This window comes from Arthrobacter sp. V1I7 (genome assembly GCF_030817015.1).
Lineage (GTDB): Bacteria > Actinomycetota > Actinomycetes > Actinomycetales > Micrococcaceae > Arthrobacter.
In genome coordinates this window covers 3,482,678-3,498,706 of sequence record NZ_JAUSYS010000001.1, presented here as the reverse complement: position 1 = coordinate 3,498,706, position 16,029 = coordinate 3,482,678, and the positions used below count along the sequence as shown (strand labels likewise).

General features: G+C 63.7%; 12 protein-coding genes. 6 read left to right on the top strand and 6 right to left on the bottom strand.

Annotation, left to right across the window (positions count from 1 at the left end):
* Positions 1–458: 458 nt before the first annotated feature.
* The 6 genes from QFZ69_RS16005 to QFZ69_RS15980 all read right to left on the bottom strand — a co-directional run bounded on the left by QFZ69_RS16005 (position 459) and on the right by QFZ69_RS15980 (position 7,731).
* On the bottom strand, positions 459–2,126 hold the full coding sequence (locus tag QFZ69_RS16005; RefSeq protein WP_306912814.1) for an alpha-amylase family glycosyl hydrolase: 1,668 nt from the start codon (positions 2,124–2,126) through the stop codon (positions 459–461).
* Complete coding sequence (locus QFZ69_RS16000; protein WP_306912813.1) at positions 2,123–3,049, bottom strand: carbohydrate ABC transporter permease; 927 nt, start codon at positions 3,047–3,049, stop codon at positions 2,123–2,125. Before QFZ69_RS16000 ends, QFZ69_RS16005 begins: the two co-directional genes overlap by 4 nt.
* Entirely contained in the window at positions 3,046–4,077 is a 1,032-nt protein-coding gene (locus QFZ69_RS15995) for a carbohydrate ABC transporter permease (RefSeq protein ID WP_306912812.1), read from the bottom strand. Before QFZ69_RS15995 ends, QFZ69_RS16000 begins: the two co-directional genes overlap by 4 nt.
* Before the next feature lie 93 nt (positions 4,078–4,170).
* Positions 4,171–5,490 carry an ABC transporter substrate-binding protein gene (locus tag QFZ69_RS15990; RefSeq protein WP_307000262.1) on the bottom strand — a complete coding sequence of 440 codons (1,320 nt, stop codon included), beginning with the start codon at positions 5,488–5,490 and terminating at the stop codon, positions 4,171–4,173.
* Positions 5,491–5,609: 119 nt separating this feature from the next.
* Positions 5,610–6,647: a LacI family DNA-binding transcriptional regulator gene (locus QFZ69_RS15985; RefSeq protein WP_306912810.1), complete on the bottom strand. Its 1,038-nt coding sequence runs from the start codon at positions 6,645–6,647 to the stop codon at positions 5,610–5,612.
* Positions 6,648–6,777: 130 nt separating this feature from the next.
* On the bottom strand, positions 6,778–7,731 hold the full coding sequence (locus QFZ69_RS15980; RefSeq protein WP_306912809.1) for a lipid kinase: 954 nt from the start codon (positions 7,729–7,731) through the stop codon (positions 6,778–6,780).
* 278 nt (positions 7,732–8,009) lie between these two features.
* Here QFZ69_RS15980 and QFZ69_RS15975 point away from each other — a divergent pair, with 278 nt between their 5' ends.
* From QFZ69_RS15975 to QFZ69_RS15950, 6 genes are all read left to right on the top strand, one after another.
* Positions 8,010–8,297, top strand: a complete 288-nt coding sequence (locus QFZ69_RS15975; protein ID WP_306912808.1) for a hypothetical protein — start codon at positions 8,010–8,012, stop codon at positions 8,295–8,297.
* 409 nt (positions 8,298–8,706) lie between these two features.
* Positions 8,707–10,008: a hypothetical protein gene (locus QFZ69_RS15970; protein WP_306912807.1), complete on the top strand. Its 1,302-nt coding sequence runs from the start codon at positions 8,707–8,709 to the stop codon at positions 10,006–10,008.
* Positions 10,009–10,266: 258 nt separating this feature from the next.
* Entirely contained in the window at positions 10,267–11,604 is a 1,338-nt protein-coding gene (locus tag QFZ69_RS15965; RefSeq protein WP_306912806.1) for an SIR2 family protein, read from the top strand.
* The gene (locus QFZ69_RS15960) at positions 11,601–12,167 is read left to right on the top strand and encodes a hypothetical protein (RefSeq protein ID WP_306912805.1); all 567 of its coding nucleotides are present in this window, start codon (positions 11,601–11,603) and stop codon (positions 12,165–12,167) included. The genes QFZ69_RS15965 and QFZ69_RS15960 overlap by 4 nt, the downstream gene beginning before the upstream one ends.
* Positions 12,154–14,295 carry an AAA family ATPase gene (locus QFZ69_RS15955; protein WP_306912804.1) on the top strand — a complete coding sequence of 714 codons (2,142 nt, stop codon included), beginning with the start codon at positions 12,154–12,156 and terminating at the stop codon, positions 14,293–14,295. The genes QFZ69_RS15960 and QFZ69_RS15955 overlap by 14 nt, the downstream gene beginning before the upstream one ends.
* Positions 14,296–14,546: 251 nt before the next feature.
* On the top strand, positions 14,547–15,224 hold the full coding sequence (locus tag QFZ69_RS15950) for a hypothetical protein (RefSeq protein WP_306912803.1): 678 nt from the start codon (positions 14,547–14,549) through the stop codon (positions 15,222–15,224).
* Positions 15,225–16,029: the final 805 nt, after the last annotated feature.

The window sequence follows — 16,029 nt, the reverse complement described above, 5'->3', positions numbered from 1 at the left end:
TACGTGAACCACGACTGCCTTATCGACGGCTTGTTCCACACCGGCGTTATCAATACCTGTGACTGTCCAGTTGCTGAGCAATAACACGGTCTTGCCAGTGTCAGAGTTGTAAACGACATTCTGAAGCCCAGAACCGATAGCTCATCGTCGAGCGGTTGCCGTCACGGTCACTGTTGCCGTGGCCGTCTCAGCCACGGTATGCGTGACGGTGGGAACTGCCTGCGGTGACCCCGCGCAGCTCGAAAGGGCCAAGCCCAGTAGCGCGCCGCTGGCCAAAGTTGTGGTGAGTTTCAAACTAATTCCCTCTTGAAATGTGGGCCAGATCGGAATGGCCTGTCGCCGCGACGTTTACAGTCCGGGCATTCCTGGAAGCCTCTGCGTCACGCCCTTGATAGCCGCTGGATTACGGTCGGAGATCGAGTCCACGAGGAGATGCGGACGGCACTGCGGTGGGAGCCTCAGTCGCGCAGCACCCACGCGGCGTTGTTCGGTTGGAGCCTGCGGTCCTGAGTCAAGGACGCGGCGCTGAGCAGCACCGTCCCGGCTGGCAGCTGCACCGGCTCGGTTCCCATCGCGACGGCGACGAAGAAGTCCTCGCTCCGTTCGCAAATCAGCAGATTGCCCGGTTCGACGCGCCAGGTGCCGCCGTCGTTCGGGCCGAAGACTTCGTTCTTCCAGAGCAGCCGGCGCAACTCCAGCGCCGACGTGGCCAACGCCAGCGTGGACTCCGGGTCCTGCTGCTGCAGCTCGATTGCGTGCGTGCCCCAGCCCGCGGGCTGCGGGAGCCATGGTTCGGCAGCCGGCTCGGACAGCGAGAAGCCGTGGTTCAGCGCGTCGTCCGCGGTCCAGGGCAGCGGAACCCGGGCGCCGTCGCGGCAGACACCGCCGCGGGCCCACATGGGATCCACCCGGGCCTCGAGCGGGACGTCGACCTCGGGCAGCCCGAGCTCCTGGCCCTGGTAGATATAAGCCGGTCCCGGCAGGCCCAGCAACGCCACGAGTGCCGCCCGCGAGCGGGCGCTCCCAATCGAGCCGCCGCCGAAGCGGGTGACGGAGCGGACGATGTCGTGGTTTTCCAGCGCCCAGGTGGGGGTGGCGCCGTGCAGCTGCCGGGCGGTTTCGAGGTCGTTGCCGACGGCGGCCCAGGCTGCGGGGTCCCATCCGAGCTTCACGAAGGCGAACGCGAAGGCCTGCTGCATCTCATCGGCGCGGGTGTACCGGGCGGCGCGGGCCGGTTCCAGGTTGACCTCGCCCACCAGCAGGCGGTGCGGCTGGTACTTCTCGGCCAGGGTGCGCCAGCGGCGGTAGACCTCATGGACTTCCTCCTGGTCCGAGACCTGCGGGTTGGACCGCAGCCCGTCCACCACCCCGCCCATGGACGGCGAGTCCGGCAGGCCCTCGGCCTTGAACAGGGCATGCGCGACGTCGATCCGGAGCCCGTCCACGCCCTTGTCGAACCAGAAGCGCAGCACGCCGTCGAAGTAGTCGCCGACGGCGGGATTGCGCCAGTTCCAGTCCGGCTGCCCGGCGGAGAAGAGGTGCAGGTACCAGTCCGAGTCCTTCTCGGACTCCGGGTGGGCGCGGCTCCAGGCGCGGCCGCCGAAGACGCTCTGCCAGTTGTTCGGTGGAACGCCGCCGGCAGCAGCGGCAACCAAGCCGCCGTCGTCGGACGCCGGAACCCGGCCCGGAGCGAAGTGGAACATGTCCCGCTCCGGCGAGCCCGGCCCGGCCGCGAGGGCCGCCTGGAACAGGGGGTGCTCGGAGGAGCAGTGGTTGGGGACGACGTCGAGCAGGATCCGCAGGCCCAGGGAGTGGGCCAGCTCCAGCAAAGTATCGAACTGTTCGATGGTGCCGAACAGCGGGTCGACGCCGCAGTAGTCGGTGACGTCGTAGCCCTGGTCCAGCTGCGGGGAGGGCTGGAATGGGGTCATCCAGATGCCGTCGACGCCGAGGGCGGCGATGTACGGCAGCCGGGCGATCAGCCCGGCGAGGTCGCCCACGCCGTCGCCGTCGCCGTCGGCGAAGGAGCGCGGGTAGACCTCGTAGATGACGGCGGACTGCCACCAGTTCGCCGCGGGGGTGAGGGTGGTTTCCTCGACCAGGCTGACGGGCGGGTGCCCGCTCATTTGCTGGCGCCCGCGGTGAGGCCTTCGACGATCCGCCGCTGGAAGATCAGCACCATAATGACCAACGGTACGGTGACGAGCACGCCGGCGGCCATCTGTTCGCCGAAGGGCGCCTGGAATTCGGTGGCGCCGGTGAACTTGGAGATCGCGACCGTGGCGGTCTGGATCTTCGGATCGTTGATCATGGACAGCGCGATGATGAATTCGTTCCAGCTGTGGATGAAGGTCAGGATCGCGGTGGTGAAGACTCCCGGCGCCGCGAGCGGAAGCAGGACCCGCCGGAACGCCTGCCATTTGGTGCAGCCGTCGATCATGGCGGCTTCTTCGAGGTCGAACGGCAGGGCCTTCATGAAGGTGGTGAGGTTCCAGACCGCGAGCGGGATCGCGAAGGACAGGTTCGGCACGATCATGGCCTGGTAGGTGTTGATCCAGCCGATGTCCGTGAAGAGGCGCAGCAGCGGCACGACGACGGAGATGCCGGGGAACATCGACGTCGCGATGATGACGCCGAGGATCACCGACTTGAAGCGGAAGTTCAGCCGGGAGATCGCGTAGGCGGCGAAGACACCGAGGACCAGGGCGAACACCGTGGTGGTGCCGGCGACGATCAGGGAGTTCAGCAGCGCCTGGCCGAACATGGTGGAGCCGTCGAACACCTTGGCGTAGTTCTCCAGCGAGAACGGCGCCGGCAGCAGGGTGTTGTCGAAGATGTCGGCGGTGCGGCGGAGGCTGGAGACCAGCATCCAGTAGAACGGGGCCAGGCAGTAGCCGAAGATCAGCGCCAGGCCGGCGTAGACCGCGTAGGACCGCCAGGTGCGCTTGGCTTTGGGCCGGCCTGCTTTCGAGGAGCTGTCGACGACGGCGGCCGTCGCCTCGGTTGCGCCGGAATCGGCGGCGGCCTTGCGGAGGTCGGAGATGGTCATCGGGTGGCCTCGGCCTTCTGGGTGCGGGTTGCCTTGGTGCGGGACTTCTTTGAGAGCAGCTTCAGTTCTTTGGCGCCGGTGACGTCGGCGCCGAGGACCTTCACGAACACGATCGCGACGACGGCGACGTACAGGAAGAGCATGACGGCGAACGCGGAGGCGGAGCCGTAGCGGAGCTGGTTGGATTCGTCCCAGGCCAGCATGGAGAGGGTCTCCACGGATTCCTTGCCGGGGCCGACCAGCACGAAGGGCAGGTCGAACATGCGCAGCGCGTCGAGCATGCGGAACAGCACGGCGACCAGCAGGGTGGGCTTGACCAGCGGGAGGGTGATGGAGCCGAGCTGGCGCCACCAGCCGGCGCCGTCGATTTTGGCGGCCTCGTAGACTTCGCCGGGGATGATCTGCATGCCGGCGAGGACCAGCAGGCCGATGAACGGCGCGGTCTTCCAGACTTCGGCGATGATGACGGCGACCTTGGAGGCGTTGCCCTCGGCGGTCCAGAGGATCTCGCTGCCGAGCAGGGTGTTGGCGATGCCGTCGGACTGGAAGATCCAGCGCCACAGCAGGCCGGAGACGGCGGTGGGGACGGCCCACGGGACCAGGATGCTGGCGCGCAGGAAGGACCGGCCGCGGAAGGCGCGGTTCATGGCGAGGGCCAGGCAGAGGCCCAGGACGGTCTCGAGGAACACCGTGGTGACGGTGAAGAAGGTGGTGTTGGCGAAGGCGTTGAGGAAGCGCCGGCCGGATTCGCCGACGAAGAGGTCGGCATAGTTGGCCAGGCCCACGAAGGATTCCACGTCGGAGACGAAGCCGTCCGCGTCCACGCCGGATTCGGCGCGGAACAGGGACTGGTGCACCGCGGACAGCAGCGGGTACACAATCACCAGGGCCAGCACCAGGATGGTGGGGGAGAGCAGCATCGCGGCCATGCGGCCTTCGCCGGGGGAGCGTTTGCCGCGTCTGCGCGGGCTGCCCGGTTGGGGCGTGCCGGTCTGCGCGCCGGCGGGCGGGGCGGTGGTCGTCGTCATGCTGGGTACCTAACTGGAGTTGCAGCGTGCCTGGCCGGCCGGGGTGGACCGGCCGGCCAGGCGTGTGGTCTGAACTGCTGAATTACTGCCGGACTATTTGGTCAGCTCGGTGAGCTTGGCCTGCATGTCGTTCAGGGCCGTGTCCGTGTCCTTGGTTCCGGTGATGGCCGCGTAGGCCTCTTCCTGGATGGCCTTGGTGGTGGCGCCGTACTGGACCACCTTGGGCCGCGGCTGGGCGTTGTTCAGCGAGGTCAGCAGGGTGGGGAAGAACGGGCGCTTGGCGACGACGGCGGGGTCTGCGAACAGGGTGGCGTACACCGGGGCGCGGGAGCTGAGCGCGAGGCGCTTCTGGGCCTGCTCCTCGCTGGTGAAGAACTTGACGAACTCCAGTGCCGTGGCCTTGTTCGGGGTGAACGGCGAGATGGCGAGGCTGCGGCCGCCGAGGGTGGAGACGCCGGGGCCGTCGGTGCCGGGGATGGAGGTGATGTCGAACTTGCCGGCCACCTTGCTGGAGCCGTCCGTGGCGCTCAGGGAGGCGTGCAGGAAGGGCCAGTTGCGCATGAAGACCAGCTTGCCGTCCTGGAACGCGCGGCGGCCCTGCTCTTCGAGGTAGGTGATGGCGTCGGAGGGGAAGAGGCCTTCCTTGAAGCCGTCCACCAGCAGGTTCAGGCCCTTCTTCGCTTCGGCGGTGTCGACGGTGGGCTTGCCGTCGGCGTCCACCACGGTGCCGCCGGCGGAGGCGACGGCCTCGGAGAAGTTGACCGTAAGGGCCTCGTTCTTGTCGAACTGGCCGGTGTAGCAGGACATGCCGGCCGCTTCCGGGAGGGCCAGGATGGCCTTGCAGGCGGTCTTCATCTCGTCCCAGGTCTTCGGTGGGGCGGCGATGCCGGCGGCCTTGAGCAGGTCGGAGCGGAAGTAGAACAGGGCGCCGTCGGTGTAGTACGGGGCGCCGACCAGGGAGTCCCGGTACGTCGCGGCGTTGACCGTAGCGGGAATCATCTTGTCGGTGGGGACGGCGTCCTCGGGCAGCGGCAGGATCCACTTGTTGGCGGCGAACTCGGAGGTCCAGACGACGTCCAGGTTCAGCACGCTGAAGGTGTCCGACTTGATCTGCGCGTTCTGGATGAGCTGCTGGCGCTGCTGGTCCGCGGAGTCCGGCAGTTCGATGAACGTGACCTTCTCCTCCGGGTGGGCGGCGTTCCATTCCTCGATGCTCTTGTTCGCGGCACCTGAGGCGTCGCGGTTGGAGACGTAGTTGATGGGGCCCTTGCCCTCGAAGGACGCGGCGGCGGCCTTCGGAGTGCTCTTCGCTTCCGTGGCGGTCCCGCCGCAGCCGGTGAGGGCGACGGCGGCGACGGTCAGGGATGCGGTGGTGGCGAGTAGAGTCTGCCAGGTGCGGCGGCGCTGCCTCATGTGTTGCTCCTTGTGTTTGGGGGGTGCGGGTGGTTTGGTGCATGCGGAACTTCGGCGGCTGGCCGGTTTGTGGCACAGGGAGAGTGCCGGCTGCCGCCGGTAATGGGTGGTTTGTGGGGCTAGCTGACCAGGACTGGATCTCCGGGTTGGGCTGCGTTCGCCGGCGCCGCACTGGGCACTGCTGAACTGGGCGGCGCGGTGGAGCCGCGCTCGATCAGCCGGTGCGGCATGATCTTCGGCCCCAGGTCGCGGGAGCGGAGCAGTTTTTTAACGGCCATCCGCCCCATTTCCTCGAGCGGCTGCGCCATGGTGCTCAGCGGCGGGTTCACGTGCAGCGAGGTGGAAGTGTTGTCGAAGCCCAGGACGGAGACGTCTTCCGGCACCCGGAGGCCGCGGCGCTGCAGTTCATTGACGACGGCGGCGCCCATCTCATCGCTCATCGCGAAGATCGCGGTGAGGCCGGGTTCCTTCTGCAGCAGTTCGTCAACGCCGGCGGCGCCGCTTTCGTAGAAGAAGCTGCCGGTCGCTGTCACGGGAGTGCAGTTGGCTTCGCTTATGGCGCGGAGGTAGCCGCGTTTCCGGGGCTGGGCGACGTAGATCGACGCCGGATCACCGGCCAGGAGACCGATGCGCCGGTGCCCGAGCCGCAGCAGGTGACGGGTCGCGTCGTAGGCTGCCTGCTCGTCGTCGATGGCCACGCTGGGGGAGCCGGACTTGTCGCTGATGGCGACGGAGATGATCGGGACGTTGGGCCCCAGCAGTTGCCGCGTCTCGGGCGTGATCACCGAGGAGATGAGAATGACGCCGGCGGCCCGGTAAGTGCGCAGGGTCCGCAGGTAGCCGGCGATGTAGGTGGACTTGGCGCCGGTGCGGCCGAGCATCACAGCGTAGCCACGTTCCTGGGCCTCCTCCTCCACACCCTGCATGACCTGCGAGGCGAGGGCATCTGAGACCATCGGGGCGAGGAGCCCGATCACGGACGTTTGCCGGGTCTTGAGGCCGCGGGCGAGGTAGTCCGTCTCGTAGCTGAGGCTTTTCACCGCGGTTTCGACACGTTCGCGGGTTTCGTCGGAGTAGCCCACGAGCCCGTTGACAACCCGGGAGACGGTGGCGGGTGAGACGCCGGCGTGCTTGGCGACATCGCGGATGGTGACCACTGTTCCTCCTCCCTGAGGGTGTCTGCCGGGCCGTGTTACGCAAGCGGTTTACGTAATCGGTTTCGTGAGCTGCTGCACCAACACTAAGGGGAGTCGTGCCGGAGGCGTGACTGTTTAGGAAACAACGCGCTCAGGACGGCCAGGTCGCGGCGCCCGGTCCGTCGAACAATGCGCTGGTGCTGCTCTGGGGCACCACCACGTGGACGGCGTTGCGCTGGACGGTGAAGTCGGTGGGCATGGTGGTCGCGATCTCGCCATCGAGGTTCACCGGCAGCGGTGGCTCGGTGACCAGCCGCACATGCCGGCTGGTCAGGTGGTACACCCGGTCGTGTTCGATGAAGCTTCCGTCCTTGAGCAACCGTGCGATGCTCACGTGCTCCCGGAGCGGGCCGGCCAGGATGGCGTAGATGTCAAGGATGTGGTCATCGATCCCGGCGGTGGGGGAGACCGTATTGCCGCCGCCGTAGTGGCGGCCGTTGCCGACCGCCACCTGAAGCAGGTCCTCGAGCTCCAGCGGCTCGTGGTCCCCCTCCGGGAACTCGAGGCGGGCCCCGAACGGCTTGTGCCGGGTATAAGCCAGAAGCGTGGCGATGCTGTACGCCAATGGCCCGATGTACCGCTTCAGGCGGGGGCTGAGGGCCTCAGTCACAGCCACGGAAAGGCCCACGGACGCGACGTTGAGGAATGGCTCAGCGTTGGCCCGGCCGAGGTCGATGTCCACCACCTTCCCCTCCGCGACGGCGGCGCAGGCGTCCAGAAGATTGTTCGGAATCTCCAGCGTGCGGGCGAAGTCGTTGGCGGTGCCCAGCGGAAGAACACCGAGCACAACGTTGGTGCCGGCAACCCGGCCGGCAGCATAAGACACCGTCCCGTCGCCGCCGCCGACAACCACCAGGTCGTGCCCGTCCGCAAGCACCCGATCAAGCGTCCCGGCCAGCTCGCCCCCGGACAGCACGGGGTGCACGGAGGAGATCGGCACGCCTGCCTTTCGCATCGTGTCCACCGCAAGTTCGTGTGCCGCCCCTCGGCGTGATCCGGCGTTGATCACAACGGCGGCAGAGCGGGCGTCTCGGGCTGCCTTCATTTGGGCCATGTTAGGTGACGGACCTGTGCGTTTCTATGGCGCCGGCGCCATTCGGAGTAGTCCGTAGATGCCTTGCGTAAAACGTGAGCCTTCCCACCTTATTATGAGTAACTCACGATAAGCCGGTAAAGTTAGGTGCAGGCCGACGTAGCCCTTGAGTACCGCACCGGTGAAGACACCCGGGCCAGCGGGGCAAGCGACACAACGCGCAACCGCCCTCCTGCTTGAGCGGCACAAGGACCTGTACGTCCCTCATCCCGAAACCCCACGGAGAACCCATGACTTTGCTGACCGAACGCCCCGCAACCTCCTCATCCACCACCGAAGCCACCTTCAAGGCCGGTACCAGGACCAGTGTCGCTGACACCGCAGTGCGCGGCGGCAGCTACGTGACTCTCCCCGCCGGCCTCGTCCGCGTCGGCCTCGAGGGCAGCTATGTCACCGTCGCTGGCGCACGAAATCTGACCCCCGTCACCCGTGGCAGCTATGTCACAGTAGACGGCACCCCCGTTGTTGCCGCCGGCGCCATCGAGGGCAACTACGTAACGCTTCCGACGGCGGCCTAGGGTCCGGCGCCCTGCGGGGATAGCACCACCGCGGGGGCATAAAAGGAGGCCGACGGCGACACTGGGTGTCGTCGTCGGCCTCCTTTTTCGCGCCAGCCGGGCAGCACGCAGTAGGCCACGAAGGTTCCCCTGGCGCCGGCATCGATCCTGTCGGGACTGAGGGCCACGTGCCGCGCGGATTGGTGAAGACCTCAGCCGCAAGACGACGGGCCGCCTACTTTGTTAGGGTCAGGGCCGGTCTTCGTTTGGGAGGCGGGAGTCACTTAGTCGAGGAGTTTGAACGCGCCGCGACCCATCAGGTCTGGATCCATGAATACAATCGCCATAGATCCAGGGCGGCACTGGCGGATTCTCACCTATCAGTCGCGTTCACACCTCCCGGAGGGGTGCAACCACAGAGGAGTAAGCGATGACCAATATCGAGAGCATCACGCTGGAGGCGGAGCTCGTCGGCGAGGACGCTACGCGTGACATTGCGAAGGCGGTCAGCGCTCGTCACTTGATCGCCCGCAAGTACGTCATGAGGCTCCGCCGGCGGCATCCGGGCGCAACGCCCGCTGAGGTGATCCAGATGTTGGAGCGTCACTACGGAACCTCGATCACCACCGCTGGTGCCCTCATCAGCGCCGGCGCGATCGCGGCTGATATTGGTGTCGCGATGATTCCTGGAGTCGGGGCGGCAGCAGCCGGCATGAAGAGTGCGGGACAACAGGCCGCCAAGAAGACTGGCAAGGAAGCCGTCAAACTTGCCGCAAAGAGCGCTGCGAAACAGGCCGCAAAGAACATGGCGCTGGGTACTGCGAAAAACGGTGCACAGCGAGCCGCTGCTCTCCTTCCCGCAGGCGATGAGCAGCTGCAGTTCGAGATCACCGCCGTTTTCGCGCTCGCTGTTGCCGATATTCACGGAATGGAACTCGACAATGACCAGGCTCTCGCCCTTGTCTACGGACTCTCGAACGAACGCGTGAGCCAGAAGCAAATCGCAACGATGGCGACGGACCTATCGAGTGCGTGCGCTGACGGCGTCGTCGGTGTTGGCAATAGGATCGCTGCTGGTCGCACAGACTGGTCGCACTGGGCGAACACGCTCGCGGACACTCTCCCTGGAGGCGCCGCGCAGAGTTTGGTTCGGACCATGGAGACGGGTCAGCTGGACGCCGTGCGCGAAAATTTGAGTGGAAAGCAGCAGGCAACGATTGAATACGGAGTTGGAGCCTTGGCGGGAGGAGTCACGCGCTTCGTGTTCGGTCGCGACGTCGTCATCGCAGCCCGGGCAGCGTTCGCCGATGCCCCAGACATGTTCCCCGAACATCTTGCCGTTCCTGTCGAGGCTGACGCAGAAGACCGCGACGTCGACCAGAACCGAGCTCTCGCTGCCATGGAGGACGCAGCAAAGGTGACGGGAAACTGGATCGCGGGTACTGCCGGCACACTCGGAGGCGGCGTCGCAACGAGCGCTGTGGCAGTGGGCGCCGGGGTAGCAACCGCAGCCGACACGGTATCGCGTGCGTTCCGGAGCGTGGACATCGACGGGGACGGGATCCCGGATGAGCCCCAGGCCCTCACCGCGGTCAAGGGCGTCGGTGGCGCCATTGCCGGTACGGCGGGCTCGGTCGGAGGGAGCGTCGCAGGGCTGTTCAAACGGAAAAAGCGCGGCGAACAGACGGCGGGCGGGTCTGGGACCGGCAGCGAGGAAGTGGTCGAGAAGTAACCCCGGAGGTTAGTCAACTGCGGAACGGCGTGGAGTTCCGTCACGAATAACGTCTGCCGGCCAAGGCAAGAAGTAGCCGTAAACCTTGGGCGGGTGCCCCTGCCTCGTTTTGGCGAGAGTCAACAGAAGATGGGCAGTCCGTTCGCCATATAGTTTCGTTCGTATCCTAGGCGTCAGTTGGACATGTAAGTGCAGAGACGCGAGCAGGCGCGCGCACCTCCCGGTTTGCTGCTAGGCGTTGCCATTAGACTTGCGGGCATGCCACATTCCCCGTCTTCGGTTTCAGCCACTTTACCGCCGTATGCAGTTGCGCTCGCCGCGAAAGCCTTGTCAGGTGGCAAGATCGTCATTTACGCCGGGGCAGGGATCAGCCTGTCCCAGCCAACCAATCTCCCGACGGGACCGGCTCTCGCAAAAAAAATCCACACACAGCTCAAGCTTGCGTTCCCAGTTCTTGACGGCGTACTCCCGGGTGACCTTGTTGCCGTTGCAGATGCGATAGCGGCTCTTCCCGACGGCGAAAACGCCTTGCGTCAAACATCTGCCAATGCTGCAAACTTCAAGTCTGCTAAACCCGGATACGCTCATCGCGTCATGGCACATCTGATGCTCGAAGGAGCGATTGATGTCTTAACGACAAATTGGGATAACTGCATCGAGCGGGGAGCTGGGGAGGAACGTCTGCAAACCGTCATCAGCAGGCGTGACCTTAGTGATGTCGTTCCACCCTCGGTTCTAAAGATTCACGGCTGCGCCTCACAGCCGAATTCGTTGCTCGTGACGAGCGATCATTTGAAAAACCCTCCTCCTTGGGTGCGCGAGCAGACGCACGCCCGGCTCGGTAGCGCAGTTGTGGTGTTTGTTGGCATCGGGGACGTCGCAGGCTACGTGAAGCAGCGCATCGAGGAAGCGGTTTACGAAGTCGGCACGGTCGAAAATATTCGCGTTGTTACGCCAGACATCGAGTCCGGCTGGGAGAACTCCCAGTGGAAGTCCGTCGCACCGAATCTTCTAGATGATCATAAGATCCCGGTGACGGCCGATGTGTTTATGGAGCAGGTGGCTTCGGCATACATCACGGGGCGACTTAGTGAGCATATTGCGGCCCTATCATCCGACGAAGGGCTAACGGCGGACCTGGATAAGGCAACGGAAGGGCTGTATATGTCTGACTCGTTGACGGTGCTCAAATGGGCGCGTGAGGTCGACATAAATCCTCGGGCAGGTGAAGCCGTCCTCAAGAGTCCCGAGCTCGCGAAGGTTCTTATCGCTTTGGGGCGTTTGGCGGGGAACTCGGCGCGGCTCGGCCAGAATCTCGTATTCGAAACCGATGATGGCCCTATTGAGGTACTTGTTGCGACGCAGACGGCGTCGCCGCGGCATCTCCTCGAGACCGCGGAATATCGATTGCACGCCCATGCATATAGGGGTGAACCTCATCCGCGTTTCGTCGTGGCTGGCGGTGTGGGGCCAATCTCGAAGTTCCGTTCCCTACCCAACAACATCATGGGTGAGTCGGATGAGCTGGACATCGTAGCTGGGCCATTTGCGTTGGTGCCAGACATTACACATGCCGATGACGTGATCGCGGCGTGAAGACCACACCATTGACTTGGCGGTCCGACGACGAACTGCTCAGTCTCACCAAAACTGTGTTGTCCGAGCAGGGGTTTCAGGTTGAGACTATGGCAGAAAATATTGAGTTCATCCTTGCGGAGAACCGCTACTCAATTGTTGCGGTGGTCGCAATGAACACCATAAGCAACCTGGTACTGGCTGAGCCCGTTGTCCTCGAGGCTCTCTCACAACGCATCGAGTCTGTCTCACTTGGGGCGAAAAAATGGGATACGTACCTCGTCTTGCTCACGCAGGAGAAGTCCGCTGAGGATGACGCCGTCACTCGTGACCTCTACGCCATAAATCACGACACGTCACGTGTGCGTCGCATAGCGCACACCGGGGTCGACCCGACGCCACAAGCGGTGAGACATGCTTTAGCGCCTTTCATTGTGCCGATGACCCCTACAACCCCGGTCGCACATGTGGACGCACTCGATTTGCTTCTACACGCACTCATCGCAAACGGTGTTGCCGAGGAGCTTGCGGGGCGTGCTGTTACCGCTTTCAGACAGGGAGCACCTCTTGATGACGTCCTTTAATCCCAGCATTGACCGATTGCGAATTGAAGCGTTTCGCGGTTTTCGTGATGCCCGAGAGTTCGATCTCTCAGCATCAGCAGTTGTCGTCACCGGCCCGAACGGCACTGGCAAGACTAGCTTCTTCGACGCATTGCAGTGGGTTTTGCTCGGCAGAATCGAACGACTTGAAGCACTTCGCTCGCGGCGCAACGTGGAGCATGTCGTCAATCAATATCGCATAGGGCGAAAGGCTTCGGTCGAGATTGACCTTAGTCTGCCGACAGGGCACGCGACCGTGCGACGTACGGGCGATCAAGGCGGAAGCACCCTCGAACTTAGCCGACTGGGCGAAGCCTCGCTATTTGGCGAAGAAGCCGAGGTGGAGCTGCGGCGAATCCTATTGCCCCGTAACGAACTATCATTACATTCGGCGCTAACCACTTCCGGTCTGATGCAGCAAGACGTGCTGCGGAGCGTGCTGGAAGCCAAGCCGACTGAGCGGTACCGGCAGCTCAGTACAGTGCTCGGTCTTGGCGCCCTGGAGGTCTTTGAGGACGCGACGAAGAATGTCGTGACGCAAGCTTCCGACCGTGTGGAGCTCGTCCGGAGTGAGCTCTCCCGGCTCTCCGTTGCCCTGAACCAATCTCAGGACCGACTCGAGACAGCTCAAGCGCGGTTGGCCAGTCGCCCCCAAATAGAAGCCGTGCGCAACGAAGTTCTTGAGAAGCTACGTGCAACGCCCGAAGGTGTGCTCTTCAGTGAGGCTGACCTGAATCTAGAACTGCCGAATGATGTTAGTGTCACAGCGAGGGCGTTCGGCCGTGCGGTTGAACTTGTGGATGCTGCTTACGCTCTCGTTCGCCGTGCGTCTGAGCTGCGCGAAGGCTTGGGGGAGGCTCCTGGCACTGACGAGATCGATGCTCTCCGTGCTGATGTCGAACAGGCGAAGGCGACCAAAGCCGCGGCCGAAGCCTCACGAGCGGCGGCGCAATCACAGCTGAACGCTGCGAGGCTGACGGCTGCTGATGTGGCTAAGTTGGCAGCGCTTGCCGTACCGATGCTGTCGGATAACTGCCCAGTCTGTCGCCAGGGCATCGACCGTGAGCATGTGGAACGTGAACTGATTCTGCGGGCGCGTTCAGGCGGAACCCTGCTCGAGTTGGAAAACGAATTCGTCGAGCGGGCCAACGACTTCTCGGAGGCAGCAACTGCAGCCTCCGAGGCTTCGGAAGCGCTGACCGAAACGGAGCAGCAAGCGGAGCGCTGGCGGATATACAGAGCCGCAGATAGGGCAGCTGCCAACGCCGTCGCCGCTCTCGCTTCGGACATTTCTCTCGTGAGGCTTGATCAATTCACCGCGGAATCTTTTGGTTCAGTCGCTGTTTCAGTAGCGGAGTATTTGCGTGGCGCACGTCGGATCCTGCTTGACTTCTTGGAGGCCTTCGATCGTCAGAGCGACCAAAGCGCAAGAGAGCGTGCCGATGCAGAACGCATGAGTTTGGAGGCGGCGGTTTCCACTGCAGAGGCGCAGCTGGCCACGGAAACTGCTCGTGCCAAGAGGCTCCGAGTACTCGCCGCAAAGACGCTTGAGGCCCGAGTGGAAGTCACTGAAAGACGGCTGCGTTCGATCCAACCGTTGGTCGCGGACATATTCCACCGTCTCGACCCCCATCCTGCATTCAAGACTGTTGAGTTCGAACTGGACACTTACTATCGCAGGGGGACTACGAGTCCCCTGGTCGTTGATCACGTGGCGGGCATCTCGGCCGACCCTCTCTTGATCTTTTCGACCTCGCAAGCAAACATTGTCGCCCTGTCGTACTTCATCGCGATGAGCCTGTCGATGGAGGGCACAGGACTGCCATTCCTACTGCTGGATGACCCAGTGCAGTCGATGGATGACGTGAATGTGCTCGGGTTTGCTGACCTGTGTCGGCACCTCAGAGTGCGCCGACAGCTCATAGTGTCTACACATGAGCGGCGGCTTTCAGGGTTACTCGAACGAAAGCTGGCGCCCCGTGCCGAAGGAGCCCGAACGAAGATCATCAGGTTTACGGGGTGGGATCGCAGCGGCCCCACCGTCGATGAGCGCGACGTCGATGGACAGATACTTGAGGACCCGGTTCGGTTGCTCCGTCGAGCCATCTGAGGGGCGCATCCTGACAGCCGCCGCTACCCGGAGGGGTAGAGATGCGCGGTACACCTTCGTTTGCGGCAGCACGTCTGCGTCAACAATTTCCCCTAATTTGGCCGCGACTTCCTGGGGCGGCATGGCGGCAATTTCGTGCTTGCTTACAGCTGTTCCTGCTCTCATTGTCAGTCTCATGCGGAAGACACGCCTATCGCGGGCCGCGGCTTACATCGTGCACCTGCAGGCAAAACATGCATACGATCCGACACATGCCTGCACATTCTCACCTACCGGCCGTCATCCAAGCCGCGAACTCTCTCGCGGAAGGTCTCGTCAACCCTTCTCTGCTCGTGAGCCTTCACCGCGACATCGAAAAGCTGAAGGGGAAGGACGGGGAACCGCTCGGACGCTCATCGAAGCAGTACGCGCTTCGTTTCGGAATTTTCACGATGACGTATGCGGCCATCGAAGCTTTCTTCAATGACTCGCTCTCGTTTGACCCTTCGCAGACGAGGCACTTGCCGTTGAATCCAGACAGACTCCGGCAAGCGGGGCAGCAGGCAGGCGTCCGGCTTTTCACAAAGGATTGGGGCGTTCGCACGAGAACTCCCGGCGCGGCTGGGAATCGGTCCAGATGGAGGGTCTATAGCGGGACGCAGGAGCTGCAGGTGTACCTCGCTGACATGAAGAATCTCCGCAACATCCTGAGCCACGGCGGAGACCCGCAGTTGGTGTCGAACGACTCTGGCGCGCTTTGGCCTCTTGTCAGCGGGAAGCACTCGATGCGCCTCATGGGGGCTGAGGGCTTTATTCAGGCATGCTGCGACCTTGCCGCTCAGACCGTCCTCGCCTTCGGGGGAGAACCTGACGACTTCCCCCATTGGCCTGAGCCCGAACGATCCGGGCTCTCCGCAGAGCGACGTCCTCCCCTCAAGTTGCTGGCCTGACAAAATGCATGTGTTTCAAGTCGCGGCGACGTGGTCCCGTTGCGCTATCACCTTTGGTCCTTCTGAGCTGGTTTTGGTAGCTGTGGAGTCTCATGACTTAATGGACGTTTCTGTCTCAAGACATCGTGGACACTCGGACCGGTTTTGCTCGGTTCATGAGCAAAAATGCACCCCGATATCAAGATCCGGCACTTGGTGGCGACATGGCCTGACGACGCCGAGAGGGGTGCGGTTAAACAGCACTGCCGGCGTCATAAGGTGTCCCGGGCCTGGTTTTACAAGCTTCGGGCCGCAGCAGCCGCCGTGGGGCCGGTCAAAGCCATGGAAACGGCCTCTATCAGGCCAGCGGCCAGCCCGGCACAGATCGATGCCTCATTGGCGCAGCTGGCTCTCGCGACCCGGGAGTCGCTAAGGAGCCTCGGCTATGACCACGGACCCCTGAGCGTCGCGGCCAAACTGCGACGCCAGGGGGGTCCCGCCTCCATCACGTGCCACCTTGGCCCGGATCTTTACCCGGGCCGGAGTCGTGGTCCCGGAACCGAGGAAAAAACACCGCAGCGCCTAACAAATTCGTCTATCCGGAACCCAACGGATGCTGGCAGATTGACTCCACGCAGTGGCTGCTGGCCGGCGAAACGTGGTGGTGGTGCCGGCGACGATCAGGGAGTTCAGCAGGGCCTGGCCGAACATCGTGGAGCCGTCGAACACCTTGGCGTAGTTCCAGCGAGAACGGCGCCGGCAGCAGGGTGTTGTCGAAGATGTCGAAGATGTCGGCGGTGCGGCGAAGGCTGGAGACCAGCATCCA